The 22491-nt window shown below is 56.5% G+C and carries 25 protein-coding genes, 3 tRNA genes and 1 riboswitch; of the genes, 8 read left to right on the top strand and 20 right to left on the bottom strand.

The annotated features are described in order from the left end of the window. Positions 1-681 precede the first annotated feature (681 nt). Positions 682-1482, top strand: coding sequence for a hypothetical protein (locus tag C2U68_RS02680; RefSeq protein WP_140910963.1), 801 nt, complete (start codon positions 682-684; stop codon positions 1480-1482). Here the strand turns inward: C2U68_RS02680 and C2U68_RS21750 are convergent. From C2U68_RS21750 to C2U68_RS02665, 3 genes are all read right to left on the bottom strand, one after another. After that, entirely contained in the window at positions 1416-1706 is a 291-nt protein-coding gene (locus tag C2U68_RS21750) for a cysteine-rich CWC family protein (RefSeq protein ID WP_140910962.1), read from the bottom strand. The two genes, C2U68_RS02680 and C2U68_RS21750, sit on opposite strands and share 67 nt — an antisense overlap. 64 nt (positions 1707-1770) lie before the next feature. Next, positions 1771-2871, bottom strand: coding sequence for a ribonucleotide-diphosphate reductase subunit beta (locus C2U68_RS02670; protein ID WP_186289474.1), 1101 nt, complete (start codon positions 2869-2871; stop codon positions 1771-1773). Continuing rightward, positions 2868-5762 (bottom strand): ribonucleoside-diphosphate reductase subunit alpha, encoded by a 2895-nt coding sequence (locus tag C2U68_RS02665; protein ID WP_140910961.1) that lies wholly within the window; start codon positions 5760-5762, stop codon positions 2868-2870. The genes C2U68_RS02670 and C2U68_RS02665 overlap by 4 nt, the downstream gene beginning before the upstream one ends. A gap of 119 nt (positions 5763-5881) precedes the next feature. Continuing rightward, a riboswitch (cobalamin riboswitch) is annotated at positions 5882-6099 on the bottom strand. Between the two features lie 72 nt (positions 6100-6171). Here C2U68_RS02665 and C2U68_RS21745 point away from each other — a divergent pair. The 3 genes from C2U68_RS21745 to C2U68_RS02645 all read left to right on the top strand — a co-directional run bounded on the left by C2U68_RS21745 (position 6172) and on the right by C2U68_RS02645 (position 8787). Then, a complete protein-coding gene (locus C2U68_RS21745; protein WP_140911167.1) occupies positions 6172-6285 on the top strand; it encodes a type II toxin-antitoxin system HicA family toxin in 114 nt (37 codons plus the stop codon). Continuing rightward, positions 6282-6692, top strand: a complete 411-nt coding sequence (locus C2U68_RS02655) for a type II toxin-antitoxin system HicB family antitoxin (protein WP_140910960.1) — start codon at positions 6282-6284, stop codon at positions 6690-6692. Before C2U68_RS21745 ends, C2U68_RS02655 begins: the two co-directional genes overlap by 4 nt. 973 nt (positions 6693-7665) lie before the next feature. Continuing rightward, on the top strand, positions 7666-8787 hold the full coding sequence (locus C2U68_RS02645; protein WP_140910959.1) for a hypothetical protein: 1122 nt from the start codon (positions 7666-7668) through the stop codon (positions 8785-8787). A 575-nt stretch (positions 8788-9362) separates the two neighbouring features. On the opposite strand, the gene C2U68_RS21490 is transcribed toward C2U68_RS02645, so the two are convergent. The 4 genes from C2U68_RS21490 to C2U68_RS02620 form a co-directional block, all read right to left on the bottom strand. After that, positions 9363-9518, bottom strand: coding sequence for a type II toxin-antitoxin system YoeB family toxin (locus tag C2U68_RS21490; RefSeq protein ID WP_260839189.1), 156 nt, complete (start codon positions 9516-9518; stop codon positions 9363-9365). A 69-nt stretch (positions 9519-9587) separates the two neighbouring features. Beyond that, positions 9588-9899 carry a CcdB family protein gene (locus C2U68_RS02630; protein WP_140910957.1) on the bottom strand — a complete coding sequence of 104 codons (312 nt, stop codon included), beginning with the start codon at positions 9897-9899 and terminating at the stop codon, positions 9588-9590. Next, positions 9899-10144: a type II toxin-antitoxin system CcdA family antitoxin gene (locus C2U68_RS02625; protein ID WP_140910956.1), complete on the bottom strand. Its 246-nt coding sequence runs from the start codon at positions 10142-10144 to the stop codon at positions 9899-9901. The genes C2U68_RS02630 and C2U68_RS02625 overlap by 1 nt, the downstream gene beginning before the upstream one ends. 302 nt (positions 10145-10446) lie before the next feature. After that, complete coding sequence (locus tag C2U68_RS02620) at positions 10447-11331, bottom strand: LysR family transcriptional regulator (RefSeq protein ID WP_140910955.1); 885 nt, start codon at positions 11329-11331, stop codon at positions 10447-10449. A gap of 107 nt (positions 11332-11438) precedes the next feature. Here C2U68_RS02620 and metE point away from each other — a divergent pair, with 107 nt between their 5' ends. Then, positions 11439-13718 carry a 5-methyltetrahydropteroyltriglutamate--homocysteine S-methyltransferase gene (gene metE / locus C2U68_RS02615; RefSeq protein WP_140910954.1) on the top strand — a complete coding sequence of 760 codons (2280 nt, stop codon included), beginning with the start codon at positions 11439-11441 and terminating at the stop codon, positions 13716-13718. Positions 13719-13871: 153 nt separating this feature from the next. Then, on the top strand, positions 13872-14000 hold the full coding sequence (locus C2U68_RS21485; RefSeq protein WP_260839188.1) for a hypothetical protein: 129 nt from the start codon (positions 13872-13874) through the stop codon (positions 13998-14000). A 309-nt stretch (positions 14001-14309) separates the two neighbouring features. On the opposite strand, the gene C2U68_RS02610 is transcribed toward C2U68_RS21485, so the two are convergent. The 4 genes from C2U68_RS02610 to csrA all read right to left on the bottom strand — a co-directional run bounded on the left by C2U68_RS02610 (position 14310) and on the right by csrA (position 14852). Continuing rightward, a tRNA-Asn gene (locus C2U68_RS02610) sits at positions 14310-14385 on the bottom strand. A gap of 25 nt (positions 14386-14410) precedes the next feature. Next, positions 14411-14487: transfer RNA gene (locus C2U68_RS02605), tRNA-Arg, on the bottom strand. A gap of 72 nt (positions 14488-14559) precedes the next feature. Beyond that, positions 14560-14650: transfer RNA gene (locus tag C2U68_RS02600), tRNA-Ser, on the bottom strand. Between the two features lie 10 nt (positions 14651-14660). Beyond that, a complete protein-coding gene (gene csrA / locus C2U68_RS02595) occupies positions 14661-14852 on the bottom strand; it encodes a carbon storage regulator CsrA (RefSeq protein ID WP_054758195.1) in 192 nt (63 codons plus the stop codon). A gap of 332 nt (positions 14853-15184) precedes the next feature. Between csrA and C2U68_RS02590 the strand changes: the two genes are divergently transcribed. After that, positions 15185-15604, top strand: coding sequence for a DUF1236 domain-containing protein (locus C2U68_RS02590; protein ID WP_260839187.1), 420 nt, complete (start codon positions 15185-15187; stop codon positions 15602-15604). 27 nt (positions 15605-15631) lie between these two features. On the opposite strand, the gene C2U68_RS02585 is transcribed toward C2U68_RS02590, so the two are convergent. Genes C2U68_RS02585 through def form a run of 4 tightly spaced genes read right to left on the bottom strand, consistent with a single transcriptional unit; the run spans position 15632 to position 18286 of the window. Beyond that, entirely contained in the window at positions 15632-15961 is a 330-nt protein-coding gene (locus C2U68_RS02585) for a DUF2845 domain-containing protein (protein ID WP_260839186.1), read from the bottom strand. A 14-nt stretch (positions 15962-15975) separates the two neighbouring features. Beyond that, on the bottom strand, positions 15976-16812 hold the full coding sequence (locus tag C2U68_RS02580) for a quinoprotein dehydrogenase-associated SoxYZ-like carrier (RefSeq protein ID WP_140910953.1): 837 nt from the start codon (positions 16810-16812) through the stop codon (positions 15976-15978). Positions 16813-16832: 20 nt separating this feature from the next. Next, the gene (locus C2U68_RS02575; protein WP_140910952.1) at positions 16833-17747 is read right to left on the bottom strand and encodes a quinoprotein relay system zinc metallohydrolase 2; all 915 of its coding nucleotides are present in this window, start codon (positions 17745-17747) and stop codon (positions 16833-16835) included. Further along, positions 17744-18286, bottom strand: coding sequence for a peptide deformylase (gene def / locus C2U68_RS02570; RefSeq protein ID WP_140910951.1), 543 nt, complete (start codon positions 18284-18286; stop codon positions 17744-17746). The genes C2U68_RS02575 and def overlap by 4 nt, the downstream gene beginning before the upstream one ends. Positions 18287-18480: 194 nt before the next feature. Here def and C2U68_RS02565 point away from each other — a divergent pair, with 194 nt between their 5' ends. Continuing rightward, positions 18481-18822, top strand: a complete 342-nt coding sequence (locus C2U68_RS02565) for a hypothetical protein (protein ID WP_140910950.1) — start codon at positions 18481-18483, stop codon at positions 18820-18822. Positions 18823-18864: 42 nt separating this feature from the next. On the opposite strand, the gene C2U68_RS02560 is transcribed toward C2U68_RS02565, so the two are convergent. From C2U68_RS02560 to C2U68_RS02540, 5 genes are all read right to left on the bottom strand, one after another. After that, a complete protein-coding gene (locus C2U68_RS02560) occupies positions 18865-19188 on the bottom strand; it encodes a HesB/IscA family protein (protein ID WP_140910949.1) in 324 nt (107 codons plus the stop codon). Between the two features lie 4 nt (positions 19189-19192). Further along, positions 19193-20308, bottom strand: coding sequence for a cysteine desulfurase family protein (locus tag C2U68_RS02555; RefSeq protein ID WP_140910948.1), 1116 nt, complete (start codon positions 20306-20308; stop codon positions 19193-19195). Then, a complete protein-coding gene (gene iscR, locus C2U68_RS02550) occupies positions 20308-20793 on the bottom strand; it encodes a Fe-S cluster assembly transcriptional regulator IscR (protein WP_140910947.1) in 486 nt (161 codons plus the stop codon). The genes C2U68_RS02555 and iscR overlap by 1 nt, the downstream gene beginning before the upstream one ends. Before the next feature lie 135 nt (positions 20794-20928). Then, positions 20929-21681 (bottom strand): serine O-acetyltransferase, encoded by a 753-nt coding sequence (cysE, locus tag C2U68_RS02545; RefSeq protein ID WP_140910946.1) that lies wholly within the window; start codon positions 21679-21681, stop codon positions 20929-20931. A 4-nt stretch (positions 21682-21685) separates the two neighbouring features. After that, the gene (locus C2U68_RS02540; RefSeq protein WP_140910945.1) at positions 21686-22417 is read right to left on the bottom strand and encodes an RNA methyltransferase; all 732 of its coding nucleotides are present in this window, start codon (positions 22415-22417) and stop codon (positions 21686-21688) included. Positions 22418-22491: the final 74 nt, after the last annotated feature.

The following is a 22491-nucleotide window of genomic DNA, read 5'->3' as shown; positions in this document are numbered from 1 at the left end:
GGACACGAATCAACCTGTCGCGCCTGGCAGATCCGTTGCCGATGTTGCGCGCATAAAAAAGCCCACCTAAGTGGGCTTCGTCCGGTTCTATTTTTTATGTGTTGGACGCCTGCCGGGTAATCCGACAGTTTAATGGCTCGCGCTTGTTATTGTTGTTCTACCAGCAAGCTGGTCGCTTTCCTCCCTCCCCCATATGGCAGGCTCCGGCTCTTGCGAAGCGGGTTACCTACTCAAGGTGGGCGCATTGTAGGGGATAAAAAAACCGTTGTCCAGAAAAACTGCGACGTTTTGTCGCACGCGGCGCCAGCCCTTGTCTGGCGTGGCCTCCCGCCGCTCGGAACCGACGAATTTACCGACGCCAACGCAAAAAAAAGCCCCGAAACAACGGGGCCGAAGTTAAAGAGGGGGAACTGTGCTTCCAACTGGGCCAGGTATTCGCTCCGGAACCCTATCGCCCAGCCAATGCTCATAGTTCGGGGTTAGTTATAGAAGCAGCCGGGACCAAAAACCTTGACCGCAATCACAGATGCCATAATGTTTAGCAGTACAAACCGAAAAATTAACGACAGAAAGCGGTAAGCGTCACAAAAACGGCCAAGCTTTCCGTGCATGGCCGGCATTTAGCGGACAAACCTCGACCAAACCGCCATGGGCCGGCTTTCGACTAACCATCGGATTTCCATGATCTCAGAGTTCATTCACTATTTGGGTACCCGCGCGACCAGCCCAGGCGCCCGCCGACTAGGTTATGCCGGCGAGACCGCGGCGCTGGAAACCCGCCACCGCCGCTGCCGCAAAGCTTGGCAAGCGCATTTGGCCGCCACCCGTGCCGCCTTGCTGAACGCCGCCGAACGCGCCGGGCCGAATCGTGCCTGCGCACTGATCGTCGGCGGCGGTAGCGTCCACGACCTGCCGGTGGCCGAGTTGCTCGACCAATTCGATCGCCTCGTGTTATTGGACATTTGCTTCGGCCCCGGCGCTCGGCGACTCAGCAGACGCTGGCCGCAACGCGTGCATTGCTGTCCTCACGACGTTACCGGTATCGTCGACTGGTTGGCCAAACACCGCCGCTTGCCACCCGCCGAATTGTTATCGCACCCGGCGTTACCACAACTCGACATACCGCCGGATTGGGTGGCGTCGGTGAATTGCCTGACGCAATTGCCGGTATTACCGATCGCTTACTTGGCCTCGCGAGTAACCGACGAAAATCTGCTCGAGGCCTTCGGCCGCGAACTGGTGCAAACCCATCTACGCTGGTTGCAGGCATGGCAAGTGCCGATCTGCCTGATCACCGAAGTCGAAGACCGCCACTTCGACCGCCATGACACCCTGACCGGCCGGATGGACTACCGTAGCCTGCTGCACGGGTTTCAAACCGACGCCGCATGTATCGGCCAATGGCCCTGGCAGATTCATCCGCCGGGAGAGCTGGCCGGCGGCCGGCACGAGATCCGAATCGTCGAGGCCTGGTGTACTTGACCCGTAATCCGCCAGACCTGCATACCGCCCTGCAACGCCCGCAAGCAAAACGGACAGAGACAATCGCTATAAAGCTGCCGAATCTTGTTGCGCGCGTCGGACGACAATTCGACACTGACGCACTCGCAACGACGAATGTTGTTGGCGTTACAGCCGAAATGGCGCCGGCAGCGCGGGCACTGTTTGGGTTTGCCCTCGCTATCGGTAGTTATGCTGCTCGCCATAAGCCCTCTTTGCATGTCCGCCGGGCGCAAGCGGATTTGCCCGTCGCGGAAGCGCCCCAGTCGCTCACTCCCACGCCAACGCCCCGCCGCTCTGGTATTCGGTGACCCGGGTTTCGAAGAAGTTTTTTTCCTTGCGCAGGTTGGCCTGCTCGTCCAGCCACGGTAGCACATTAGCGGCACCGGGAAACGGCTCCTCCAAGCCGACTTGCCGGGCGCGGCGGTTGGCGACGTAGCGGAATTGCTCGACGTGCAAGCCGGCGTTGTAGCCCAGAATCGGCTGGCGCAGGATGTAACCGGCATAGGCCGCTTCGGCGGCTTCGGCTTCGTCCCACATTTGCCGCAGCGCTTGCGGGTCCAATGCCAGGTTTTCTTCCTCCAGCAACTGCCGTACTACGCGGATGCCGAAGGCGCAATGCAGCACTTCGTCGCGCATGATGAACTGGAGCTGCTCGGCGGCGCCCTTCATCAAACCGCGCCGCTGCAAGGCAAACACCGGGCTGAAGCCATTGTAAAACCAGCAACCCTCGAACACGGCGGCGAAAAACAGATAGGCCATGGCAAACTCGTGCAGCGCCTCACGGTCGGTCAACGGCCGCCCGGATTGCAGCACGCCGTGCAGGCGGCGGTTGGCCAGCGCGATTTTGGCGTGGATTTCCGGTACCACCCGGTAGCGGTTGTAGATTTCGCGCTGGTCCAGCCCCAGGGTTTCGATGCAGTGCTGGTAGGTCCAGGTGTGCAGCGCTTCCTCGTAGACTTGCCGGGCCTGGTAGATTTGCAGTTCCGGCGCGCTCATCTTTTCCATCACCGCCAGGCCGATGTTGCGCATCGCCAGAATGTCGGAGGTGGTCAGATAGGCCAGCACGTTCTCGAACACGTGGCGCTCGGCCGGCGTCAGCGCGTGCTGGTAATCGTGCAGGTCTTGCGCCATCGAGATTTCCAGCGGCGTCCAGTGGTTGCGGTTGGCGTTCAGGAAAAACGACCAAGCCCACGGGTATTTGAACGGCGCCAACTGGTTGACGTCGGCCTGGCCGTTGACCACCCGCTTCTGCCCGGCCTCGATCGGCGGCAAGGCCGAATCGGTCCGCTGCACGGCGCTGGCGACGCCTGCGTCGGCAGCCGGCGCGACCGGCAAATCCCAATCGTCGAATGCTAACCCGGCCTTCATTGGCAGGCCTCGCAATCCGGATCGGCAATCGAACAGACTTTCATATCGTTCCCACGCTCGGCGTGGGAATGCAGCTCGAACCGCTCCGCGGTTCCGGACGCCGGAGCGTCCTCCTTCGGGTTCCCGCGCGAAGCTTGCGAACCATAATCGCTGGCACCGCCGGTTTTCTCCATCGCCGTCGCGCCCAAAGTACGCAAGTAATAGGTGGTCTTCAAGCCGCGTTGCCAAGCCAGCCGATACAGGCGGTCCAGCTTGCTGCCGGTGGGCGCGGCGAGGTACAGGTTAAGCGACTGCGACTGGTCTATCCATTTCTGGCGGCGGGCGGCAGCTTCGATCAGCCATTCCGGGTCGATTTCGAACGCCGTGGCGTAACGCGCCTTGACCTCCGCCGGCACCCGCTCGATGGCCGCCAGCGAGCCGTCGAAATATTTCAAATCGGCCACCATCACTTCGTCCCACAAGCCCAACGCCTTCAACTCGCGCACCAGCGCGGCATTGACCACGGTAAATTCGCCGGACAGATTGGATTTGACGTACAGGTTTTGATACACCGGTTCGATGGACGCCGACACGCCGACGATGTTGGCGATGGTCGCGGTCGGCGCAATCGCCACGCAATTGGAATTGCGCATGCCGACTTGGCCGATGCGCTGGCGCAAGGCCTGCCAATCCAGTTGCCCGCCGGCGGGCACACCCAAATCGCCGCGGGTTTCGCTCAAGCGTTCCAATGTATCCGGCGGCAGCAAACCTTGTTGCCATAAGCTACCGGCGAAGCTACTGTAGCGCCCGCGCTGCTCGGCCAAATCCGCCGAAGCCCGGTAGGCGTGGTAGCAGAGCATTTCCGCCGAACGGTCGGCGAATTCCAGCGCTTCCGCGCTGGCGTGCCCGACGCCCAAACGCTGCAGGCAGTCGGCAAAACCCATGATCCCCAGGCCGACCGGGCGATGGCGCAGGTTGGCGTTGCGGGCCTTGGGCGTGGCGTAGTAGTTGATGTCGATGACGTTGTCCAGCATGCGCATCGCGGTGGCGACGGTGCGTTGCAGTTTGTCGGCGTCCAGTTGCCAGACGCCGTCGCGCTCGACCAAATGCGCCGGCAGATTCACCGAACCCAGGTTGCAGACGGCGGTTTCGTCGGCGGACGTATTCAGCGTGATTTCGGTGCACAGGTTGGAGCTGTGAATCACGCCGGCGTGTTGCTGCGGCGAACGCAGGTTGCAGGCGTCTTTGAAAGTAATCCACGGATGACCGGTCTCGAACAGCATGGTCAGCATCTTGCGCCACAGCTGCACCGCGCCGATGCGTTTGTACAATCGGATTTCGCCGCGCTCGGCCTTGGCTTCGTAGGCTTGGTAGGCCTCGGCGAAGGCGGCGCCGTACAGATCGTGCAAGTCCGGCGCGTCCACCGGCGAAAACAAGGTCCAGTCGCCGTTGTCCCGCACCCGCTGCATGAACAAATCCGACACCCAGGCGGCGGTGTTCATATCGTGGCAACGGCGGCGCTCGTCGCCGGTGTTCTTACGCAGCTCCAGAAACTCCTCGAAATCCAGATGCCAGTTTTCCAGATAGGCGCACACCGCCCCCTTACGCTTGCCGCCCTGGTTGACCGCCACTGCGGTGTCGTTGACCACCTTCAAAAACGGAATCACGCCCTGGCTGTGGCCGTTGGTGCCCTTGATGCGGCTGCCCAGCGCCCGCACCGGTGTCCAGTCGTTGCCCAGGCCGCCGGCGTATTTTTGCAGCAGCGCGTTTTCCTTGATGCCTTGGTAAATGCCGTCCAGATCGTCGGAGACCGTGGTCAGGTAACACGACGACAATTGCGGATGACGGGTGCCGCTGTTGAACAAGGTCGGCGTCGAGCACATGAAATCGAAGCTGGACAGCAACCGGTAAAACTCGATGGCGCGGGCCTCGCGGTCGATCTCGTTCAAGGCCAGCCCCATCGCCACCCGCATGAAAAAGCATTGCGGCAGCTCGATGCGGCGACCGTCGATGTGCAGGAAATAGCGGTCGTACAGGGTTTGCAGGCCCAGGTAATCGAATTGCAGATCGCGCTCGGCCAGCAAGGCCGCGCCCAATACCGCCAAATCGAATTCGGCCAGACGCGGGTCCAGCAACTCGGCGGCCACGCCGGCGGCGACGAATTCGGCAAAGCAGCCGGCGTAATGTTCGTGCATGTCCGCTTGGGTCCAGGCCGTACCGGTCGCTTCCAGGCGCAGATTGCTGAGCAGCAAGCGCGCGGCGACTCTGGCGTAGTCCGGGTCGGTTTCGATCAAAGTGCGCGCCGCCAGCACCAGCGCCTGGCGCACCGCCGCCAGCGGCATGCCGTCGTACAGATTGGGCAGGGTTTGCGCCCACACCCGTTCGGCATCGGCGCCGGTCAAACCGGCACACGCCTCGCGGCATAAGGCGGTGAACTCGGCGTGATCCAATGGCCGGCGTTGGCCGGCGTCGTCCACCTGCAGGGCTGGCGTGTCATCTGCTTGGAGTTGTTGCGCGGCACGTTGCTCGGCGTGCTTTTCCCGGTACAGCACGTAGGCGCGGGCCACGTCGTGGGCGCCGGAGCGCATCAAGGCCAGTTCCACCTGATCCTGAATGTCCTCGATATGCACACTGCCGCCACCAGGCAAACGCCGGGTCAACGTTTCGACCACGCTGGCGGTAAGTTGCGCCACCTGCTCGCGGATGCGCGCCGAGTTGACGCCATGCTGGCCCTCCACTGCCAGAAAGGCCTTGGTAATGGCAATGGCGATTTTTTCCGGCTGAAACGCCACCACCGCGCGGTTGCGGCGGATTACTTCCAGGCCGGCGTGCGGCGGTAACGGCGGGGGTAACGAGGCGGCTTCGCCGGCATGGGCATAATGGGCGGACGCGCGGACGGCGGCGGTTTGCATGCGATTCTCCTTGCTTTTGGGCGGGAAGCGCGAAGCCGCAACGGAAAGGCGCGCGGCGCGAACCCGAAATCGCCCGACCCGCAACGCTTGCCATCGTCCTCGGAGACACCCCGCTCCCGGTTGATTGAAGTTTCGAGGGCAGGTCTCCTGGCTCTCGGGTCGCCGCCTCGGTTCAGCCTTCCCGGACTCGCGTCCAGTGGCATCGTTGAACAAAGACTCGCCGATTACAGTTGCGGGGGCAGCTCCGGCTTTCCGGCGATCATGCGAAAAACGCAAAAGCGCCGACCGGATTCCCTTTTAATCCCCTTCGGGGGGAACCGTCTCGGGGCGGGAGTTTAGGTAGAGGGATGCGGCTTGTCAAGGCAAAAAACCTACATACAGTGTTTTTTCATAAAAATTTTCACAATATATAGTAATTGGTAGTCACCCATCCAAGCCTGGGCATATTAGCGTGCCGCATCCGCGCAAGGACTTGGGCCACGGACTGGTCAACAAACTATTGAAGCAGGCAGGATTGAAATGAGATACCCGATAGCGATAGAAAGCGGCGACGAAACCCACGCCTACGGCGTCGTGGTGCCCGATTTGCCCGGTTGTTTTTCAGCCGGCGACAGTTTGGACGAAGCGATAGCCAATGCTAAGGAGGCCATCGAATTATGGATGGAGACGGTCATAGAAGACGGCCTAGCCATCCCGGAAGCCGCGCCGATTGCCAAGCATCAAGCCGACCCGGAGTTTGGCGGCTGGATTTGGGCGGTCGTCGAAGTGGATTTATCCAAATTGTCGGGCAAAGCCAAGCGGGTCAACATCACGCTGCCGGAACGGGTGCTGGCAGCGATCGACCAAGCCGCCGCGCGATTCGGCGACACCCGCTCCGGATTGCTGGCCAAAGCGGCATTGGAATATGTCGAGAGGCATCCGGCGGCTTGATTGGGTTGTTGTCGCTGGCGCGACGGCTTGATTGAATGCCGGTTCCCGCTCCGGCGGGCGGGTTTCTTTTCTTTGCTTGTCCAAAGAAAAGAAACCAAAAGAAAAGACACCCGGATGCCGCTTTTTCCCTGCGCTCCGAAGGATTTGGCGAGGGTTTTCGGAAGGGCTGTCCTAGCCCTCCGAAAACGAGCGGCATCCATGCCGCTCCCCTATCGGGCTAATCCCGCCAAATCCTCCGGTGCTCGGCGCGGCATAACGGGAGAAAACCCCGTCGTGAAATTCGAAACCGACTAGTATTTGCGAGGTTTTGTAGGGCGCATTAGCAATAGCGTCATGCGCCGAATGCTTGAAGGCCAACATACGGCGCAATACGGCTACGCCTATTGACGCCCTACAATTGCGACTTACGGCCTTTGCGGGAATTCGAGCGCGTGCCAGGTTTGTTGATAGAGAATTGGTTGGGGTGAGAGGGGAAGATGTCGCTGGCGCGACGGCTTGATTTTAATGTCGGTTCGCGGACCGACAGCCGCGATACTTTCTTTTGCGTCGCCAAAAGAAAGTATCCAAAGAAAAGGCGACCCGGATGCCGCTTGTATCCTGCGCTCCGAAGGATTTGCCGAGGGTTTTCGGAAGGGCTGTCCTAGCCCTCCGAAAACGAGCGGCATCCCTGCCGCTCCCCTCTCGGGCTAATCCCGCCAAATCCTCCGGTGCTCGGCGCGGCATAACGGGAAAAAACCCCGCCGTGAAATTCGAAACCGACTAATATTTGCGAGGTTTTATAGGGCGCATTAGCGATAGCGTTATGTGCCGAACGCTTGGAGGCCATCATACGGCGCAATACGGCTGCGCCTATTGAAACCTTACAAATACGCTTTACGACCTTACAAAGTTGTTTGATAGCAGAAAATATTTATTGAAATTTTTTTATCGAAATATCAGATCGTTTTGCTTTAGATAAGGAATTACAAGCCTAGTGAATCAAGAATGGCCGTCCATTAGAGTTATGCATTTAAAAGGAGGGTTACGCTGTATAAATGATGCCAGCCCTAAATGCGAAATTTATCCACTTACAAATAAACACTCTTATTTGTTTAAAGTTCCGCAATATAGCTTGGTTTACAGCGCTATAGAGTCATTAAATCAAGAGATTATTGGGATAGAGTTTATTGACAACTCACTTCAGATTAACGGCGCTGACCTCCCAGAGTGGAGAGTCTACAACAAATCTTTCATTAACAGATGGAGTAACGCAGAGAGCGCCGAGTTATGGAGGCGAATAGGAAATAGCGCATATGGAATAAAAGATGGGTACCTTTGGGATTTAACAAACAGGATATCACATCAGTTACGAGTATGCGGATGGAGAATCAAAGAGCTTTCTGACAGATACCATGATCAGCTAACGGCAGTAATTGAGCGCGGCGAGCATGTTAACGAAATCAAGTTCAAGGACAATTTCACATGGCTGTGTTATTTGGCTATTCAAACATTTCTGATAGATGCATGCATACTAAGAGACTTTCTCGCTGAATTTATTTCAAGCTATATAATTGAGTCTGCTGCCAAGAATAACAAACGGATAACCACCATGTCCTCATTATTAAGAGAGGTGAAAAAGCTTCCAAAACAGGATGATCCACTGGTTAATGAGTTGCTGTCAATAACAGGTGAACTTGGATGGCTAAAATCTTTGGGCGACTATAGAGATTTAGTTGTGCATTCAGCCCCGATTGATCAAGCAGAAACAATACTATTTGCAAAAAACAGATTAGTTAAGTGTTGCGGCAAAATAACACCTGTTATTGAATGCCCAATTCCGCAAAATCCGTCCAAGTCATATAAAACACGCCATAATCGCTCATTATTCGATGACTTTGATGAGCTTATAAAAGCTCTAGCTGGATTGACCGATACACACAATTCTAGTATTGATGGACTAAGCTATTGCCATTCTATGCTAGGTTATTTATCAAGTTTTGCTTATAAAATTGGTTTGCGATCAAAGCTAAAGCCAACTTTAAAAACCATCTACAGTTCAGACATCGTGGGTGATTTCGTATATAAAAAATATGACAGTCCGCGTAGGTCCGATTAGCGAAGCGTAATCGGACGAATGTTATATTTTACAAAATCAACCTCGTAAAATTTTTCATAGAAAATAAATTGAAGGTTTTTATTAAAACTGATTCATTATGAACAACATGAACTCCGAGTTCTCTATTCACGAAACTAACTTGTCTTCAGATATTTATTCTTGAAAACAGCCGGACAACATGCGTCCGATTACGCTTCGCTAGATCCCGAGTTTATAACCTTCGATTCTGGGATGGTTTTCTCCCCTGATGCCGCGCCGAGCACCGGAGGGTTTGGGCGGATTCGCCCGACAGGGGCGATGCATGGATGCATCGCGTTTTCGGAGGGCTATGGATAGCCCTTCCGAAAACCCCGTCCAAACCCTTCGGAGCGCAGGATCAAAGCGGCATGGGGTGTCGTTTCTTTTGGGTACTTTTCTTTGGACAAGCAAAGAAAAGTACCTCGGCTGTCGGGCCGAGACCCGACTTCAAAATGCCGTCGCGATAGCGACACCAAACGACTAGCCAGCGTAGAATTTACCCCCGGATTCCGCTTCGCGTCATCCAGGCTACACATCTAACCAATATAAGCGCCACCTCATTCATAACGACTCCACAACCGCAAAACCTTAACTTGTTCCTCGCCGCCTAATACTTGGTAAATCAAACTATGCTGAATATTGATGCGCCGGGAATAAGCCCCGGCTAAATCGCCGACCAGTTTTTCGTAAGGCGGCGTTTTGAAACTGATCATTTTTTAGAACGGCTAAGAGTGGTAAGGCCTTGTCCTTCAATCCCGCCACCGCGAGTTTATGGGCGTCTTTCAAATCCCCGTAATCAACAAATCCACGGCCGCCAATATCTCGCTCCGCAATGCCACCAACTCCGTCACCTTGGCACCCAGATTATTCGCGGGAATGGCCGCCATTTCCTGCACCACTAGCAGGTATTGCTGTTGTTCGTATTCAAACACCGGATTCAAATGGGTGATGGGCTTCTGCCCGGATAGGTTGATGGCAGGAACCACTAACCGGGTTTTCAGCGCATCGAGAAAATCGTTCTGTACGTCGAGTAAAAAAGGATAGCGGCCCTGGGTTTGCTGGTTGGTATTGCGGTACAGGGTGAACTGCGCCATCAAAAACTCCGCAAGCTATCGCTGAAACAGCCCTCGGTTTCGATACGTTGGTTATAGTCTTCGATAGCTTGGCGGTTTTCCTGCAGCCATTGCTGCCGTTGCTTGTCGCGTATGGCTTCGGTCAGCGCGCGCTCCAGCGTGGCGGATAAATTGATCTGCAATGCCTTGGCCTGATTCAATAACTCGCTGTTGATACTGAGATTGGCGGCTTTTTTGGGGGTAGTCGGGTTAACGGCCGGTTGCATGGCTATTCCTCGCGTATTTTTAATGCGCACAGTGTATGCGCAATCTAAGGCTTTGGCTATTCAATTTCCGAGACAAGGCCATAAGGTGCGCGCAATATAGGGTGCTGCCGTCAGGCCCACCGTTCGCGACAGAAGCGCCTCCTTGCGTCGGCACATGCTACATTATTTAGAACCGTGCCGTTGATATTGGATATTCGCAATAGTTCGGGATGTTCAATCTATTTCAGATGACATCCCAGGACTCCGCGAGCCTTCACTCCACTTACATCCGCTGGAAACTCCCATCTAACATCTAAAACTCCTCACCCTACCACCGCACCCGCATGCGCCACCAACCAACTTAAATATTCCAACTCGGCATCCTCGTGCCGGCAGGCCAGGTACATGGTTTTGCTTAACGGCAGGCCGGCGAAGCGCAGGCCGGTCAGGTTTAGCTTGGCGGATTTGTCGGCCAGCAGCCATTCCGGCAGCAGGCAGACGCCGCGGCCGGCGGCGGCCAGTTGCAGCATGATGTCGGTTTCCTCGACCTGGATGTGGGCGGCGGGTTCGATGCCGGCCGGCTGCAACACTTTGCGGAACATGTCCAGCCGCTCGCGCGCCACCGGGTAGGTCAGCACGGTTTCGCCGCGCAGATCGCCGGGCTGGATTTGCCCGCGACCGGCCAGAGGATGACTGTCGGCGACGATCAACACCAGCTCGAAATCGAACAGCGGCTGGTAGCTGAGCAGGCCGTTGTTCAGCGGGTCGGAGGTCAGCACCGCGTCCAGCTTGTACTGGCGGATGGCCTCGAACGACTCGAAGCGGTAGCGCGAGGTGACTTCCACGGTCAAATCCGGCCAGGCGCGCAGATAGGGTTGCAGGATGTTGCGGAACCATTCGTAACAGGCGTGGCACTCGATGCCGATGGTGAGTTTGCCGGTTTTGCCGGCGGCCAGTTGGCTCAGGTGGTTCTCGGCGGACTCGACGGTGGCGATCACCGACTCGGCCACTTCCGACAAGTAGCGGCCGGCCTGGCTCAGCACCAGCGAGCGGCCTTGCTTGTACCACAGCGTCACGCCCAGGCGCTGTTCCAGGTTTTTGATCTGGTGCGACAGCGCCGATTGGGTCAAATGCAGGGTTTCGGCGGCGGCGCTGAGGGTGCCTTGGCGCTTCAACGCCAGCAGGATGCGCAGATGTATCAATTCCATATCGATGAGTTAGTCTCATAAATCGATGAATAATCATCGATTATCTTCATTAGAAAGCCTCTTTACAATGCCACGCCTGTTAAAACTTCAACAATAGGCGTTTATTCATGACAAAAATTCACAACTTGGGATTTCCGCGCATCGGCAAAAGCCGCGAACTGAAATTTGCGCTGGAGCGCTATTGGCGCGGCGAAATCAACGGCGGCGAACTGCTGGCGCTGAGCGCGGAACTGCGCGCGCGGCATTGGCATTTGCAGGCCGGTTGCGGCCTGGATTACTTGCCGGTCGGCGATTTTTCGTTGTACGACCACGTGCTGGACACCAGCGCCATGCTCGGCGCGGTGCCGGAACGCTTTAACTGGGCCGGCGGCGAAGTCGATCTGGAGACGTATTTCCGCATGGCGCGCGGCCGCGGCGCGGACGGGGAGGCCTGCCGCGCCCTGGAAATGACAAAGTGGTTCGACACCAATTACCACTATCTGGTGCCGGAGCTGGCCCCGGACCAAGCCTTCACGCTGTCCAGCAGCCGGCTGTTCGACGAAACCCGCGAGTTGCTGGCCCTGGGCTACCGGCCCAAGCCAGTATTGCTGGGACCGTTGAGCTGGTTGTGGCTGGCGAAAACCGCCGCGCCGTTCGAGAAACTTGAACTGCTGTCGCGCCTGTTGCCGGTGTATGCGCAAATCCTGCAACGCTTGGCGGAACTGGGCGCGGAATGGGTGCAGATCGACGAACCGATCCTGGTTTTGGACCTGCCGGAGGACTGGCGCCAAGCCTTTGCCGCGGCTTACGCCACCTTGCAACGGCCGGCGCCTTACATCCTGCTGACAACCTACTTCGGCGGCCTGGGAGACAATACGGCGTTGGCTTGCAGTTTGCCGGTGGCCGGCTTGCACGTCGATCTGACGCGTGGCGCCGAGCAACTGCCCGAGGTGCTGGCGAACATCGGCGACGCCAAGCTGCTGTCGCTGGGCCTGATCGACGGCCGCAACGTCTGGCGCGCCGATCTGGCGGCGGCGTTGGCGACGGTACAGCGCGCTCGGCAAGCGTTTCGCGGCCGGCTGTGGCTGGCGCCGTCCTGCTCGCTGCTGCACGTGCCCATCGATCTGGAACGGGAAACCGCGCTGGACCCGTCGGTAAAACTGTGGCTGGCGTTTGCCAAGCAAAAACTGACCGAGCTGGAACTGTTGCGGCTGGCGCTTGAAGAAGGCGTGGACGCCGCCCAACCGGAATGGGGTACGGCGCAAGCGGCGCTGGCCGACCGCCGCGCCGCCAGCCAAACGGGCAATGCCGAAGTGCGCGGCCGGCTGGCGAATACCGCGCCGAATCTGGACCGGCGCGCCAGCCCGTTTCCGGTGCGCAAAGCCTTGCAGCAACACCGGCTTAACCTGCCGGCATTTCCGACCACCAGCATCGGTTCGTTTCCGCAAACCCCGGAAATCCGCAAGGCCCGGCAGGAATACAAACGCGGCGACCTGAGCGAAGCGGACTACAGCGCCTTCATCGAACGCCAGATCAAGCAATGCATCCGCGAACAGGAAACCTTGGGCCTGGACATGCTGGTGCACGGCGAGCCGGAGCGCAACGACATGGTCGAATACTTTGGCGAACAATTGGACGGCTTTTTGTTTACCGGCCATGGCTGGGTGCAATCCTACGGCTCGCGCTGCGTCAAACCGCCGATCATCCATGCCGACGTGGCCCGGCCCCGACCGATGACGGTGGCCTGGAGCCGCTACGCCCAATACCTGACCGACCGGCCGGTGAAGGGTATGCTGACCGGGCCGGTGACGCTGCTGAACTGGTCGTTCGTGCGCGACGACCAGCCCAGGGAGCACACCGCCTACCAACTGGCGCTGGCGGTGCGCGACGAGGCCGCCGACCTGGACAAGGCCGGCATCCGCGCCATCCAGATCGACGAACCGGCCTTCCGTGAAGGCTTGCCGCTACGCCGCACCGACTGGCCGGCCTATCTGGCGTGGGCAGCGCGGGCGTTTCGCATAGCCGCTTCCGGCGTGGACGACGCCACCCAGATTCACACCCACATGTGCTATTCGGAGTTTAACGACATCATCGCCGCGATCGCCGATCTGGACGCCGACGTGATTACCATCGAAACCTCGCGCTCCAACATGGAACTGCTGGAAGCTTTCGCCGATTTCCGCTACCCGAACGACATCGGCCCCGGCGTGTACGATATCCACAGTCCCAACGTCCCGGCGGCCGAGGAAATGGAACAACGCCTGCGCACCGCCGCCGAACGTGTCCCGCCCGCGCAACTATGGGTCAACCCGGATTGCGGCCTGAAAACCCGCCAATGGCACGAAGTAAGGCCGGCGCTGGCCGCCATGGTCGCGGCCGCCAAGACTTTACGCGCTAGGGTGAGCTGAGTGGTCAATCGCTAAGTTTGAAATCGCCTCCCAGAAGCTTAAACGCCTTTGAAAAACAGTAATGGGTTTTTGTAGCGCTGGGGGAGGAATCAATATTGCCTGCGTACCGGATAGCCAAGGTCCGATATTCGCCGCTGGAAACTGGCTCCGCGGGTGACCCGGCTAAAGTGCGGTTTCACGCCGGGTTTTCGCGATATCAAGCGTGATAAGGTGAAACTGGTCAACGGCAATCCGCCCGAGGGTCTGAAACGCCGCTATAGCAATACCGATATGGCGGCTTGATATAAGCGCGACGCCGGATTAGTCTCGGCCAGGACTTGCGGTAGAAATTCTGCATTGCGCCGACGTCATAAAATCGCTTGCCAATGCCGGACATAGGTTTGCCCCAAAACTATCGGAGGTCTCTAGCGCATTCATCTGCTTACTGTCCGGCACAAAATGGCGGCAAACCCCAATATTGCCCCGGCAAATGCGGAGTTGAAAAAACCATGGGGTTTTAGCTATCAACGATAACGGAAATTTGTAAACAATTGCCTCACCGGGCCCCCAAACAAAAAAAGGGTTTGCATCGCTGCAAGCCCTTTATGTATTTGGCTCCCCCGGACGGGCTCGAACCGCCGACCTAGTGATTAACAGTCACCCGCTCTACCGACTGAGCTACAGGGGATTAATATCTTTCAACTTCTCAATAATGGCGCGCCCGGAGAGATTCGAACTCCCGACCGCTCGGTTCGTAGCCGAGTACTCTATCCAGCTGAGCTACGGGCGCTTAATTGAGCCGCCTATTATTATTTTTTTTTAACTCCGTGTCAAACTTTATTTTCTTGTTACTACTTAATAATGGCGGAGAGAGAGGGATTCGAACCCTCGATGCGCTTTTGGCACATACTCCCTTAGCAGGGGAGCGCCTTCGGCCTCTCGGCCATCTCTCCTAAAACTGCATCAACCTTCAACGCTTCCCGCTTCGGATTGTTCTTTTTTAATTCTTTCGTAAATTTCTTCTCTGTGAACCGAGATGTCTTTGGGCGCATTAACCCCAATTCTTACTTGGTTACCTTTTACCCCGAGAACCGTAACAGTCACATCGTCACCAATCATCAAGGTCTCTCCCACTCTACGAGTCAAGATAAGCATACTATCTCCCTACATTGTTAATGCGCTTGTTACTGCCACATACTCGAATCGACAATTATATTCTTTTTCCCAGAAAAGGGAAGAAAAAATACATTAGCGCTTTTATATTATCCTTGCGTTCAAACCGGAAAATTACCGCTAGTTAACCAAAGCTATCATTGCCCGGACTGACCGACACGGCACACACTCAGACTACTGGACTATCTTAATCCAAACCGAACACTTTGTCCGATACCTTTGCAACACGGAGCGAACACATGCACGCACCCCGAAACACGATAAAGCGATTACCGCACTTGTTAGCCGCGGTCCTCCTGCTAACCACACCCTGCGTGATTGCAAAAAACGCAAAGCACGATCGCGAGCACGCCCCCAAAACCATACAACACCAACCCGACGAGGACCTGTTAAACGATAGCGAACGCGAAGCCAAACCATATCAACACTACCGATTTAGCGATGCAGATCGCGAAAGCATCCGAGAATACTACGAACAACAATACCGTAGCGCCGATTGCCCTCCTGGGCTAAAGAAAAAGCGCAATGGCTGCTTGCCTCCAGGACAGGCGAAAAAGTGGGCAATCGGCCGCCCTTTACCTAGAGACGTAGTCTATTACGAAGTACCGCCAAACCTCACCGGCCCTTCGCCGGCGGGTTACAGATTGGTTCGCGTGGCGTCCGATATTCTGATGATTGCAATCGGCAGCGGCATCGTGGTGGATGCCATCACCGATTTAAACCGAATGCGTTAAGACGCGCTTGCCGGCCAGTTCGATCAGCTAATAACCGTATCCCAAATCGCGAATCTTCTTTAACTCGCCGTCTTCGAACTCCAACAGCTTTTGGAATTTTCGCCGGCCAAAGTTATAAGTCCATTCTTCGATCAACACTTCTTCGAACTGGTCGATCTCGAGCGCACCGTAGGGATGACGCAAGCGGCTACCGCGTATCGCCCGACGCTGCTCCACCGCATCGGGCTCGCCACACTTGTCCAATACTTCCGACTTGTAATCGCCGACTTGAACCAAGCGGTGTCCGCAGCGCATCGCCCAGACATCGCTTGCAGCCAGCAGGGCCAGCACGGCGAACAAAATCAGCTTGATATGCACGCGACGCCCTGTTGTTAAGGATTCACGGCGTAACTTTGCGAATAACCGCTACCTTTGCTGCAGACATTGCGGCTGGTCGGAGATTCGCAGGAAATATCGGTAAATTCGGCCTTCAATTCTCCCGCCTTGTCCGGGACGAAATAAAACCGGAAATTGGGGTCCGCGCTGATGGCGATGTCTATCTTGGCGTTTAGTACCGGTTTATTGTTGAACGTGACTTTCAATTGGTCGATGAAATGCGACTTCCGGATAAAACGCGTCATCTGGTCCATCTGCATCCCGGTCAAATTGGGATGGCTGATCATCAACTGGGTCTGCGCCGGCTGGCCGGCTTGGAAGCCGTCGTCGATTCTGAACTTGACCTTACCTAAGCGCTTCATCGCCTCGTCGAGGTCGGCGCCTATCGGCGCGGAGCAACCGCCGCTGGCTTTGACGAATTTTTTGGTCATGGTCAATTTGCCGTCGTTGGTTTCGGCGATGGCCCGGATATTACTGTAAGTGTTCACCCGTATCCGCATCGCCAAGTCGGCCTTGCCGCTTTCCGGAAAAAACTCGAATTCGCCGACGAACGGAAACGGGTTCTTATCGACAAACAACCAGACTTTGCGGATGTATTTGTCTTTGCTTTGCGGGAACTTGCTGACCACCTTGACCGGCACGATCGCCGGATCCTCCGCCCGGTAAGGCGCATCCAATTCGATCACGGCGTTGTTCTCCTCGATCGTTTTGCCGGAGAAAAACTGGCTTTTCAAAACCGTACTCCAGGTTTCATCGTCGCCTTCTGCACGAGCGCCGGGCGCGGCCAGCACCATCGCCAAGCTCAAACACACTATCTGTACAAACTTATGCATGTATCAATCTCCCGATAGATTTAATCTTCCCATTCCAACTCGGCGAACGCCGTCGTCACGTTCTTGCGATGGAATTGCTCGAATAACTGCCAACGGTTTTTAGCGGTTAGGCCGACCTGCTCCACCGCCTGCTCCAAGGTCTTACCCTGCTTGACCATGGCGCGGATCTCGGTAGCCAGCTCCGACAAATAGGCTTTCTCCGGCAACATTGCCGCCGGCCAGTCTTTAACCAGACGCCCATGCCCCGGAATCACCAGCTTATAGCTATTTTTCTGCAGTTTCTCCAATTCGGCGAGCCAACCCTTGATGCTGCCGTCGATGACCGGGATGTGTTCCAGAAACAATAAATCCGCCAACCAAAGCGTGTCGGTCGTTTTATCGTAAACGCTCAAATCGTTATCGGTGTGGGCACTGGGATGAGCCGTCAACAGCAATTCTCGATTCCCCAAATTCAACGTCATGGTCTGCTTGACTTGCAAATCCGGCGGCACGATATTGTCCTGGTTGACGTGAATGTCCAACAGTTCGGCGGCCCGGCTCAAATAATGGTCGCCGCGGGCGGCCATGGCCCGGGCCAGTTTATGGTGGCCGACGAATTGCACCCCCGCCTCTTTAAAAGCCCGATTACCGTAAATATGATCGGGATGCACATGGGTATTGATCACATAACACACCGGCTTTGCCGTGGCTTGCTTGATCGCATTGCGCAAGGCGATGCCCTGCTGCGGGCTACCGCCGCTGTCGATCACCGCGACGCAACGATCGCCGACAATAAAACCGATGTTGGCGATTTCGCCATGGTTTTCGCGGTCCGGCCAGTGATGTTCCGATAGATGCAGATAAATGCCGGGAGCTACTTGCTCCACTTTCAACAAAGGCCCAGCGTGAGTCGCAAAACTCAACGCCATCCCGCAAATAAGCTCAAACCACCTCATACCGCGAGCTCCTGACCGGCCAGCCGTTTGAAAAACTCGGTTTCGGAAATAATATCGCGGTTGGTTTCCACTCGATCCAAGTAAACCAAGCCTTGCAAATGGTCGAACTCGTGTTGGAACACCCGTGCCGGAAAATCGGCCAACGTCAACCGGCGAGGCAATCCTGATTCGTCGCAGAACTCCACGGCAACCGCGCGGTAACGCGGCACCAAGGCCCTGACGCCGGGCACACTCAAACAGCCCTCCCAATCTTTGACCATCGTGGTGTCCACCACGTCGAAACTCGGATTAACCATTATCACCGGCGCCATTTCCGGCGCCAGCGGATAGCGGGCAGTCGGTCGCGAGGCCACGATGACAACTCGCTTGGACTCGCCCAATTGCGGCGCGGCAATGCCGACACCGTTGGCGGCCAGCATGGCACTTCGCATATTTTCGATAAGTTCGTGGAACTCGCGGGTGTTAAAGTCGTCAACTGGCGCGGCCTGTTGACGCAACACTTCGGCCCCCAACTGTTGTATTGGTCTGTTTTCAGTCATAACTGCGACGAATATGGTCTCGGCATCCGATGGATCAGCAATTTTACCGGCCCAAGTATACTGCTGTTAACGGCAATCCACTCGTCTTTACTTTGCAGGGCTTTTTTGTGATATTACCGAAGAGCCCGAGCCGTAAGGTCGAGTTTCCGGCTAACAGCCATCCAATAAAGACAAGCTTTACCACTGGAGATACTATGAAAAAATTAAGCAAAACCCCGTTAGCCGTAGCGATGGGCGCCAGTTTACTGCCCACTCTGGCCGGCGGCATTGCGCAAGCCGACAGCAACCCGTTTGCGTTGTCAGAATTGAGTTCGGGTTATATGGTGACTGCCGAAGCCAAACCTGAAGCCGGCGCCGACAAGATGAAAGACGGCGCCTGCGGCGAAGGCAAATGCGGCGCGGCAATGATGAAAAAAAGCACTGACACTAAAGCCGCTACCGAAGGCAAATGCGCCGGCAACAAACCCGCACCGGCCGCCGACAAAGCTGCGGAAGGCAAAAAAATGGAAGGAAACTGCGGCGCCAACATGAAATAAGCGCCGGCGGCGCCGGTCTGTTCTCGCCGGCGCCTTAATCGTTCAAACTGAAAAGCTTTCCCCGCAACCGCAGGTCGCTTTGACATTGGGATTGCTGAATTTGAAGGCTTCATTGAAACCTTCCTTGGCATAATCCAACTGAATACCGGCCAATTTATCCAAATCCGCCTGCTTCACCAGCACTTTCACGTCGTGTTGGTCGAATACCACGTCATCGGCTTCGGCCTGGTCGGCGTAATCCAGTACATAAGCGTAACCGGAACAACCCGACGTTTTGACTCCCAAGCGTAAGCCCACACCCGAACCGCGCTTTTGCAATTGTTTCTGAATCTGCCTCGCGGCGCTCTCTGTCACGATAATGCTCATTGAATTAAATCTCCTGATGTCTTTCCAGCGAGGCGTTCAACACCTCGACAAAGCGATCGATCTCGGTTTCGGTATTATCCTTGCCCAAACTGACCCGTATCGCCGATTTGGCCAAATCGGGCGCTATGCCCATGGCCGCCAAAACCGGGCTGATTTCGCCGGACGCCGCCGAACAGGCCGAGCCGCTGGATACGGCAATATTGTGCTGATCCAATTGCATCAACAGCATTTCGCCATTTAGTCCGGCCACCCCGAATTGCACGGTGTTCGGCAATCGCTCCGCCGTTTCGGCGAAAATCACCAAACCCGGTATCGTCTTTAAACGCTGTTCCAGTCGCTGCCGCAACTGCGCCAGCTTGGCCGAACGCGCCACCATCTCCGCTTTCGCCAACTCAGCCGCCTTGCCAAAACCGACGATGGCCGCGACATTTTCGGTACCAGCCCGCCAACCGTATTCCTGGTCGCCGCCTCGCTGCAACGGACTGAGATTGAAATCTTCGGCGACGACCAGAGCCCCGCAACCTTTAGGTCCATAAATTTTGTGGCTGGACACCGATAACAGGGCAACGCCAAGCTGCCTGAACGATAACGGCACTTTACCCAACACCTGCACTGCATCGGTATGGACGTTGACGCCGAAACCGCGCAGCCGCAGCACCGCCTCGGCAACCGGCTGCACGGCTCCGGTTTCGTTATTGGCCAGCATCAATGACAGAAAATCACCCGGCTGCCAATCCAAACCCAACAAACTCTCGACTGAGACCTGACCATTGCTAGCAACAGTCACACGGCGTAAGTCGCAATGCGCCGACCTGTTGGCTGCGGCATTCTCGAATACCGACGGATGCTCTATCGCCGAAATCGTCAAGCGCCTGCCGCGGGCACTGGTCAAAGCCAGGGCATTGGCTTCGGTACCGCCGCTGGTAAACACAATGTGCTCTGCGGGTGCATCGAGCAGTGCGGCCAATTGCTCTCTGGCGGTATCGACCGCAGTGCGGGCGAAACGCCCGAGCTTATAAAGACTGGAAGGATTGCCATACATGGCACCCAAATAAGGCGCCATGGCCTCCACCACGCGCTCGTCACACCGCGTAGTGGCGTTGTGATCGAAATAGATCATTAAGCGCTACGTTTTTCCTGGCGTGTCTGCAATTCGATGACGTGCTCGATTTGCCGGCCCTGGCGTTTGGCAACGTCGCTTACGAATTCACGTTCCAACAACTGCCCCAGACTGATTTCTTTCAAATAGGCCCTAATCTGTTCGCTCAGTCCCATCCACAAGTCGTGAGTCAGACACGGCTGGTCGTTGTGGCAATTGGCTTTGCCGCCGCACTTGGTCGAATCGACCGGCTCGTCGACGGCTTCGATGATATCGGCAATATTGATGTCGCGGGCGCCGCGGCTCAGTGTGTAACCGCCGCCCGGGCCTCTAACCCCTTTGACCATACCGGCTTTACGCAAGCGGGCGAACAATTGTTCCAGGTAGGACAGCGAAATGGTTTGCCGAGTCGCAATGTCGGTCAACGTGACTGGATTGGACTGGCTGTGGTAAGCCAAATCCAACATCGCAGTAACCGCGTAACGCCCTTTTGTCGTGAGCCGCATGCCAAACCCCTTAATAAACTAATGAAAATAAAGGCGACTATAAATAAACCCACTAAATTGGTCAAGTATTTGTCTGTGAGACATTTCGTAGCTTTGCTTAAGCCCCGACCGCACTGTCGGGCAAGGTGGTTGGGACTAGGGTTGATCCTTGATTTCGCAATCGTCCAGCTTCGGCACTTGATGGCGGCGGCAATCGATACCGGCGTCGCTCAAGACTTTCTGCATTTCATCCAACTGCTGGTCCAGATGGTGGATGTGATCCAACATCAAATTGATGGCATTGGCAATCGGGTCCGGCATGTCGGCGGTCGCGCCGTAAGCATCGAAACCGATTTTTTGCGCCATCGCATCGCGCCGCGCCTTATCCTGCCTGGTCTTGGCATCGACGATATGCGCAGGAATACCGACCACCGTGACGCCGGGCGGCACCGGTTTCACCACCACCGAGTTAGATCCGACCCTGGCGCCGTCGCCGATTTCGATCGGCCCCAACACCTTGGCGCCCGCCCCGATCACAACGCCGTTGCCCAAGGTCGGGTGGCGCTTGCCTTTGTCCCAACTGGTGCCGCCCAGCGTGACGCTGTGGTACAACGTGCAATCGTCGCCGATGACCGCGGTTTCGCCGATGACGACGCCCATGCCGTGGTCGATGAAAAAGCGGCGGCCGATCTCCGCACCGGGGTGAATTTCGATTCCGGTCAACCAGCGACCAAGGAAGGAAACGTAGCGCGCCGCCCAGCGAAAACCGCGCAACCACAAAGCATGACTGAGACGGTGAATCAATACCGCATGGAAACCGGGATAGGTAGTGACGACTTCGAACACCGATTGAGCGGCGGGATCGCGCGCGAACACGCACTGGATATCTTCTTTTAGTCGAGAGAACATATGCCTACTTGGTGTTATGGTTTTGCGAGAACCGCAGAATACCCCGCAGGATATCCAGCTCCTTGGTATCCAGCTGAGTCCGGTTGAAAATCCGACGCAGTCGCCGCATGATCGACCGAGACCGCTCGGGATGCAAGAAGCCAATATCGGCCATGGTCTGCTCCAGATGTTCGTAGAACGCTTCCATTTGCGCCGCCGTTGCCAGAGGCTCTTCGCCGCGGTCGCCGATCGTACTGGCGGATGACTGCCCCGAGGCCAAAAACAGCTCGTAACATACTACTTGCACCGCCGCCGCCAGATTCAACGAACTGTATTCCGGATTGCATGGAATTCGCAGAAGGTAATGGCATAAATCCAGTTCGTGGTTTTTCAAGCCGGAATTTTCCCGGCCGAACACCAAAGCGATATTCGGCCGCGCAACGTCGCCGGCTACCGCCCAGGTTTCGGCGGCCTCGCGCGCGGTCACGCTGGGCCAACTGATGGTTCTGTCCCTGGCACTGGCACCCAGGACAATCTGGCAATCGGCCAAAGCATCCGCCAGCGAGCTGAAACAACCGGCATGGCGCAACACATCGTCGGCTCCGGAAGCCCTGGCGGTGGCGTCGGCATGGGGAAAGTATTTGGGCGAGACCAATCGCAACTGGTCCATACCCATATTTTTCATGGCGCGCGCTACGGCGCCGATGTTGCCGGGGTGGGAAGTCTCCACCAAAACCACTTTGAAATTAGACAGCAATGCCCACCTGCCGCGGTTAAAAAGGCGCGATTCTAACAAAATTTGCTATTCTATCGAGGTTTTCCAACTGCTCA

The sequence above is a fragment of the Methylomonas koyamae genome, assembly GCF_006483455.1.
GTDB classification, from domain to species: domain Bacteria; phylum Pseudomonadota; class Gammaproteobacteria; order Methylococcales; family Methylomonadaceae; genus Methylomonas; species Methylomonas koyamae_B.
This window is presented reverse-complemented; position numbering and strand designations above follow the sequence as displayed.

Bases quoted from the DNA above. Each gene is read 5' to 3' on its own strand.
- C2U68_RS02680 (WP_140910963.1), top strand. From the start codon at position 682: ATGATCTCAGAGTTCATTCACTATTTGGGTACCCGCGCGACCAGCCCA.
- C2U68_RS21750 (WP_140910962.1), bottom strand. From the start codon at position 1,706: ATGGCGAGCAGCATAACTACCGATAGCGAGGGCAAACCCAAACAGTGC.
- C2U68_RS02670 (WP_186289474.1), bottom strand. From the start codon at position 2,871: ATGAAGGCCGGGTTAGCATTCGACGATTGGGATTTGCCGGTCGCGCCG.
- C2U68_RS02665 (WP_140910961.1), bottom strand. From the start codon at position 5,762: ATGCAAACCGCCGCCGTCCGCGCGTCCGCCCATTATGCCCATGCCGGC.
- C2U68_RS02655 (WP_140910960.1), top strand. From the start codon at position 6,282: ATGAGATACCCGATAGCGATAGAAAGCGGCGACGAAACCCACGCCTAC.
- C2U68_RS21490 (WP_260839189.1), bottom strand. From the start codon at position 9,518: ATGATCAGTTTCAAAACGCCGCCTTACGAAAAACTGGTCGGCGATTTA.
- C2U68_RS02630 (WP_140910957.1), bottom strand. From the start codon at position 9,899: ATGGCGCAGTTCACCCTGTACCGCAATACCAACCAGCAAACCCAGGGC.
- C2U68_RS02625 (WP_140910956.1), bottom strand. From the start codon at position 10,144: ATGCAACCGGCCGTTAACCCGACTACCCCCAAAAAAGCCGCCAATCTC.
- C2U68_RS02620 (WP_140910955.1), bottom strand. From the start codon at position 11,331: ATGGAATTGATACATCTGCGCATCCTGCTGGCGTTGAAGCGCCAAGGC.
- metE (WP_140910954.1), top strand. From the start codon at position 11,439: ATGACAAAAATTCACAACTTGGGATTTCCGCGCATCGGCAAAAGCCGC.
- csrA (WP_054758195.1), bottom strand. From the start codon at position 14,852: ATGCTTATCTTGACTCGTAGAGTGGGAGAGACCTTGATGATTGGTGAC.
- C2U68_RS02580 (WP_140910953.1), bottom strand. From the start codon at position 16,812: ATGCATAAGTTTGTACAGATAGTGTGTTTGAGCTTGGCGATGGTGCTG.
- C2U68_RS02575 (WP_140910952.1), bottom strand. From the start codon at position 17,747: ATGAGGTGGTTTGAGCTTATTTGCGGGATGGCGTTGAGTTTTGCGACT.
- def (WP_140910951.1), bottom strand. From the start codon at position 18,286: ATGACTGAAAACAGACCAATACAACAGTTGGGGGCCGAAGTGTTGCGT.
- C2U68_RS02565 (WP_140910950.1), top strand. From the start codon at position 18,481: ATGAAAAAATTAAGCAAAACCCCGTTAGCCGTAGCGATGGGCGCCAGT.
- C2U68_RS02560 (WP_140910949.1), bottom strand. From the start codon at position 19,188: ATGAGCATTATCGTGACAGAGAGCGCCGCGAGGCAGATTCAGAAACAA.
- C2U68_RS02555 (WP_140910948.1), bottom strand. From the start codon at position 20,308: ATGATCTATTTCGATCACAACGCCACTACGCGGTGTGACGAGCGCGTG.
- iscR (WP_140910947.1), bottom strand. From the start codon at position 20,793: ATGCGGCTCACGACAAAAGGGCGTTACGCGGTTACTGCGATGTTGGAT.
- cysE (WP_140910946.1), bottom strand. From the start codon at position 21,681: ATGTTCTCTCGACTAAAAGAAGATATCCAGTGCGTGTTCGCGCGCGAT.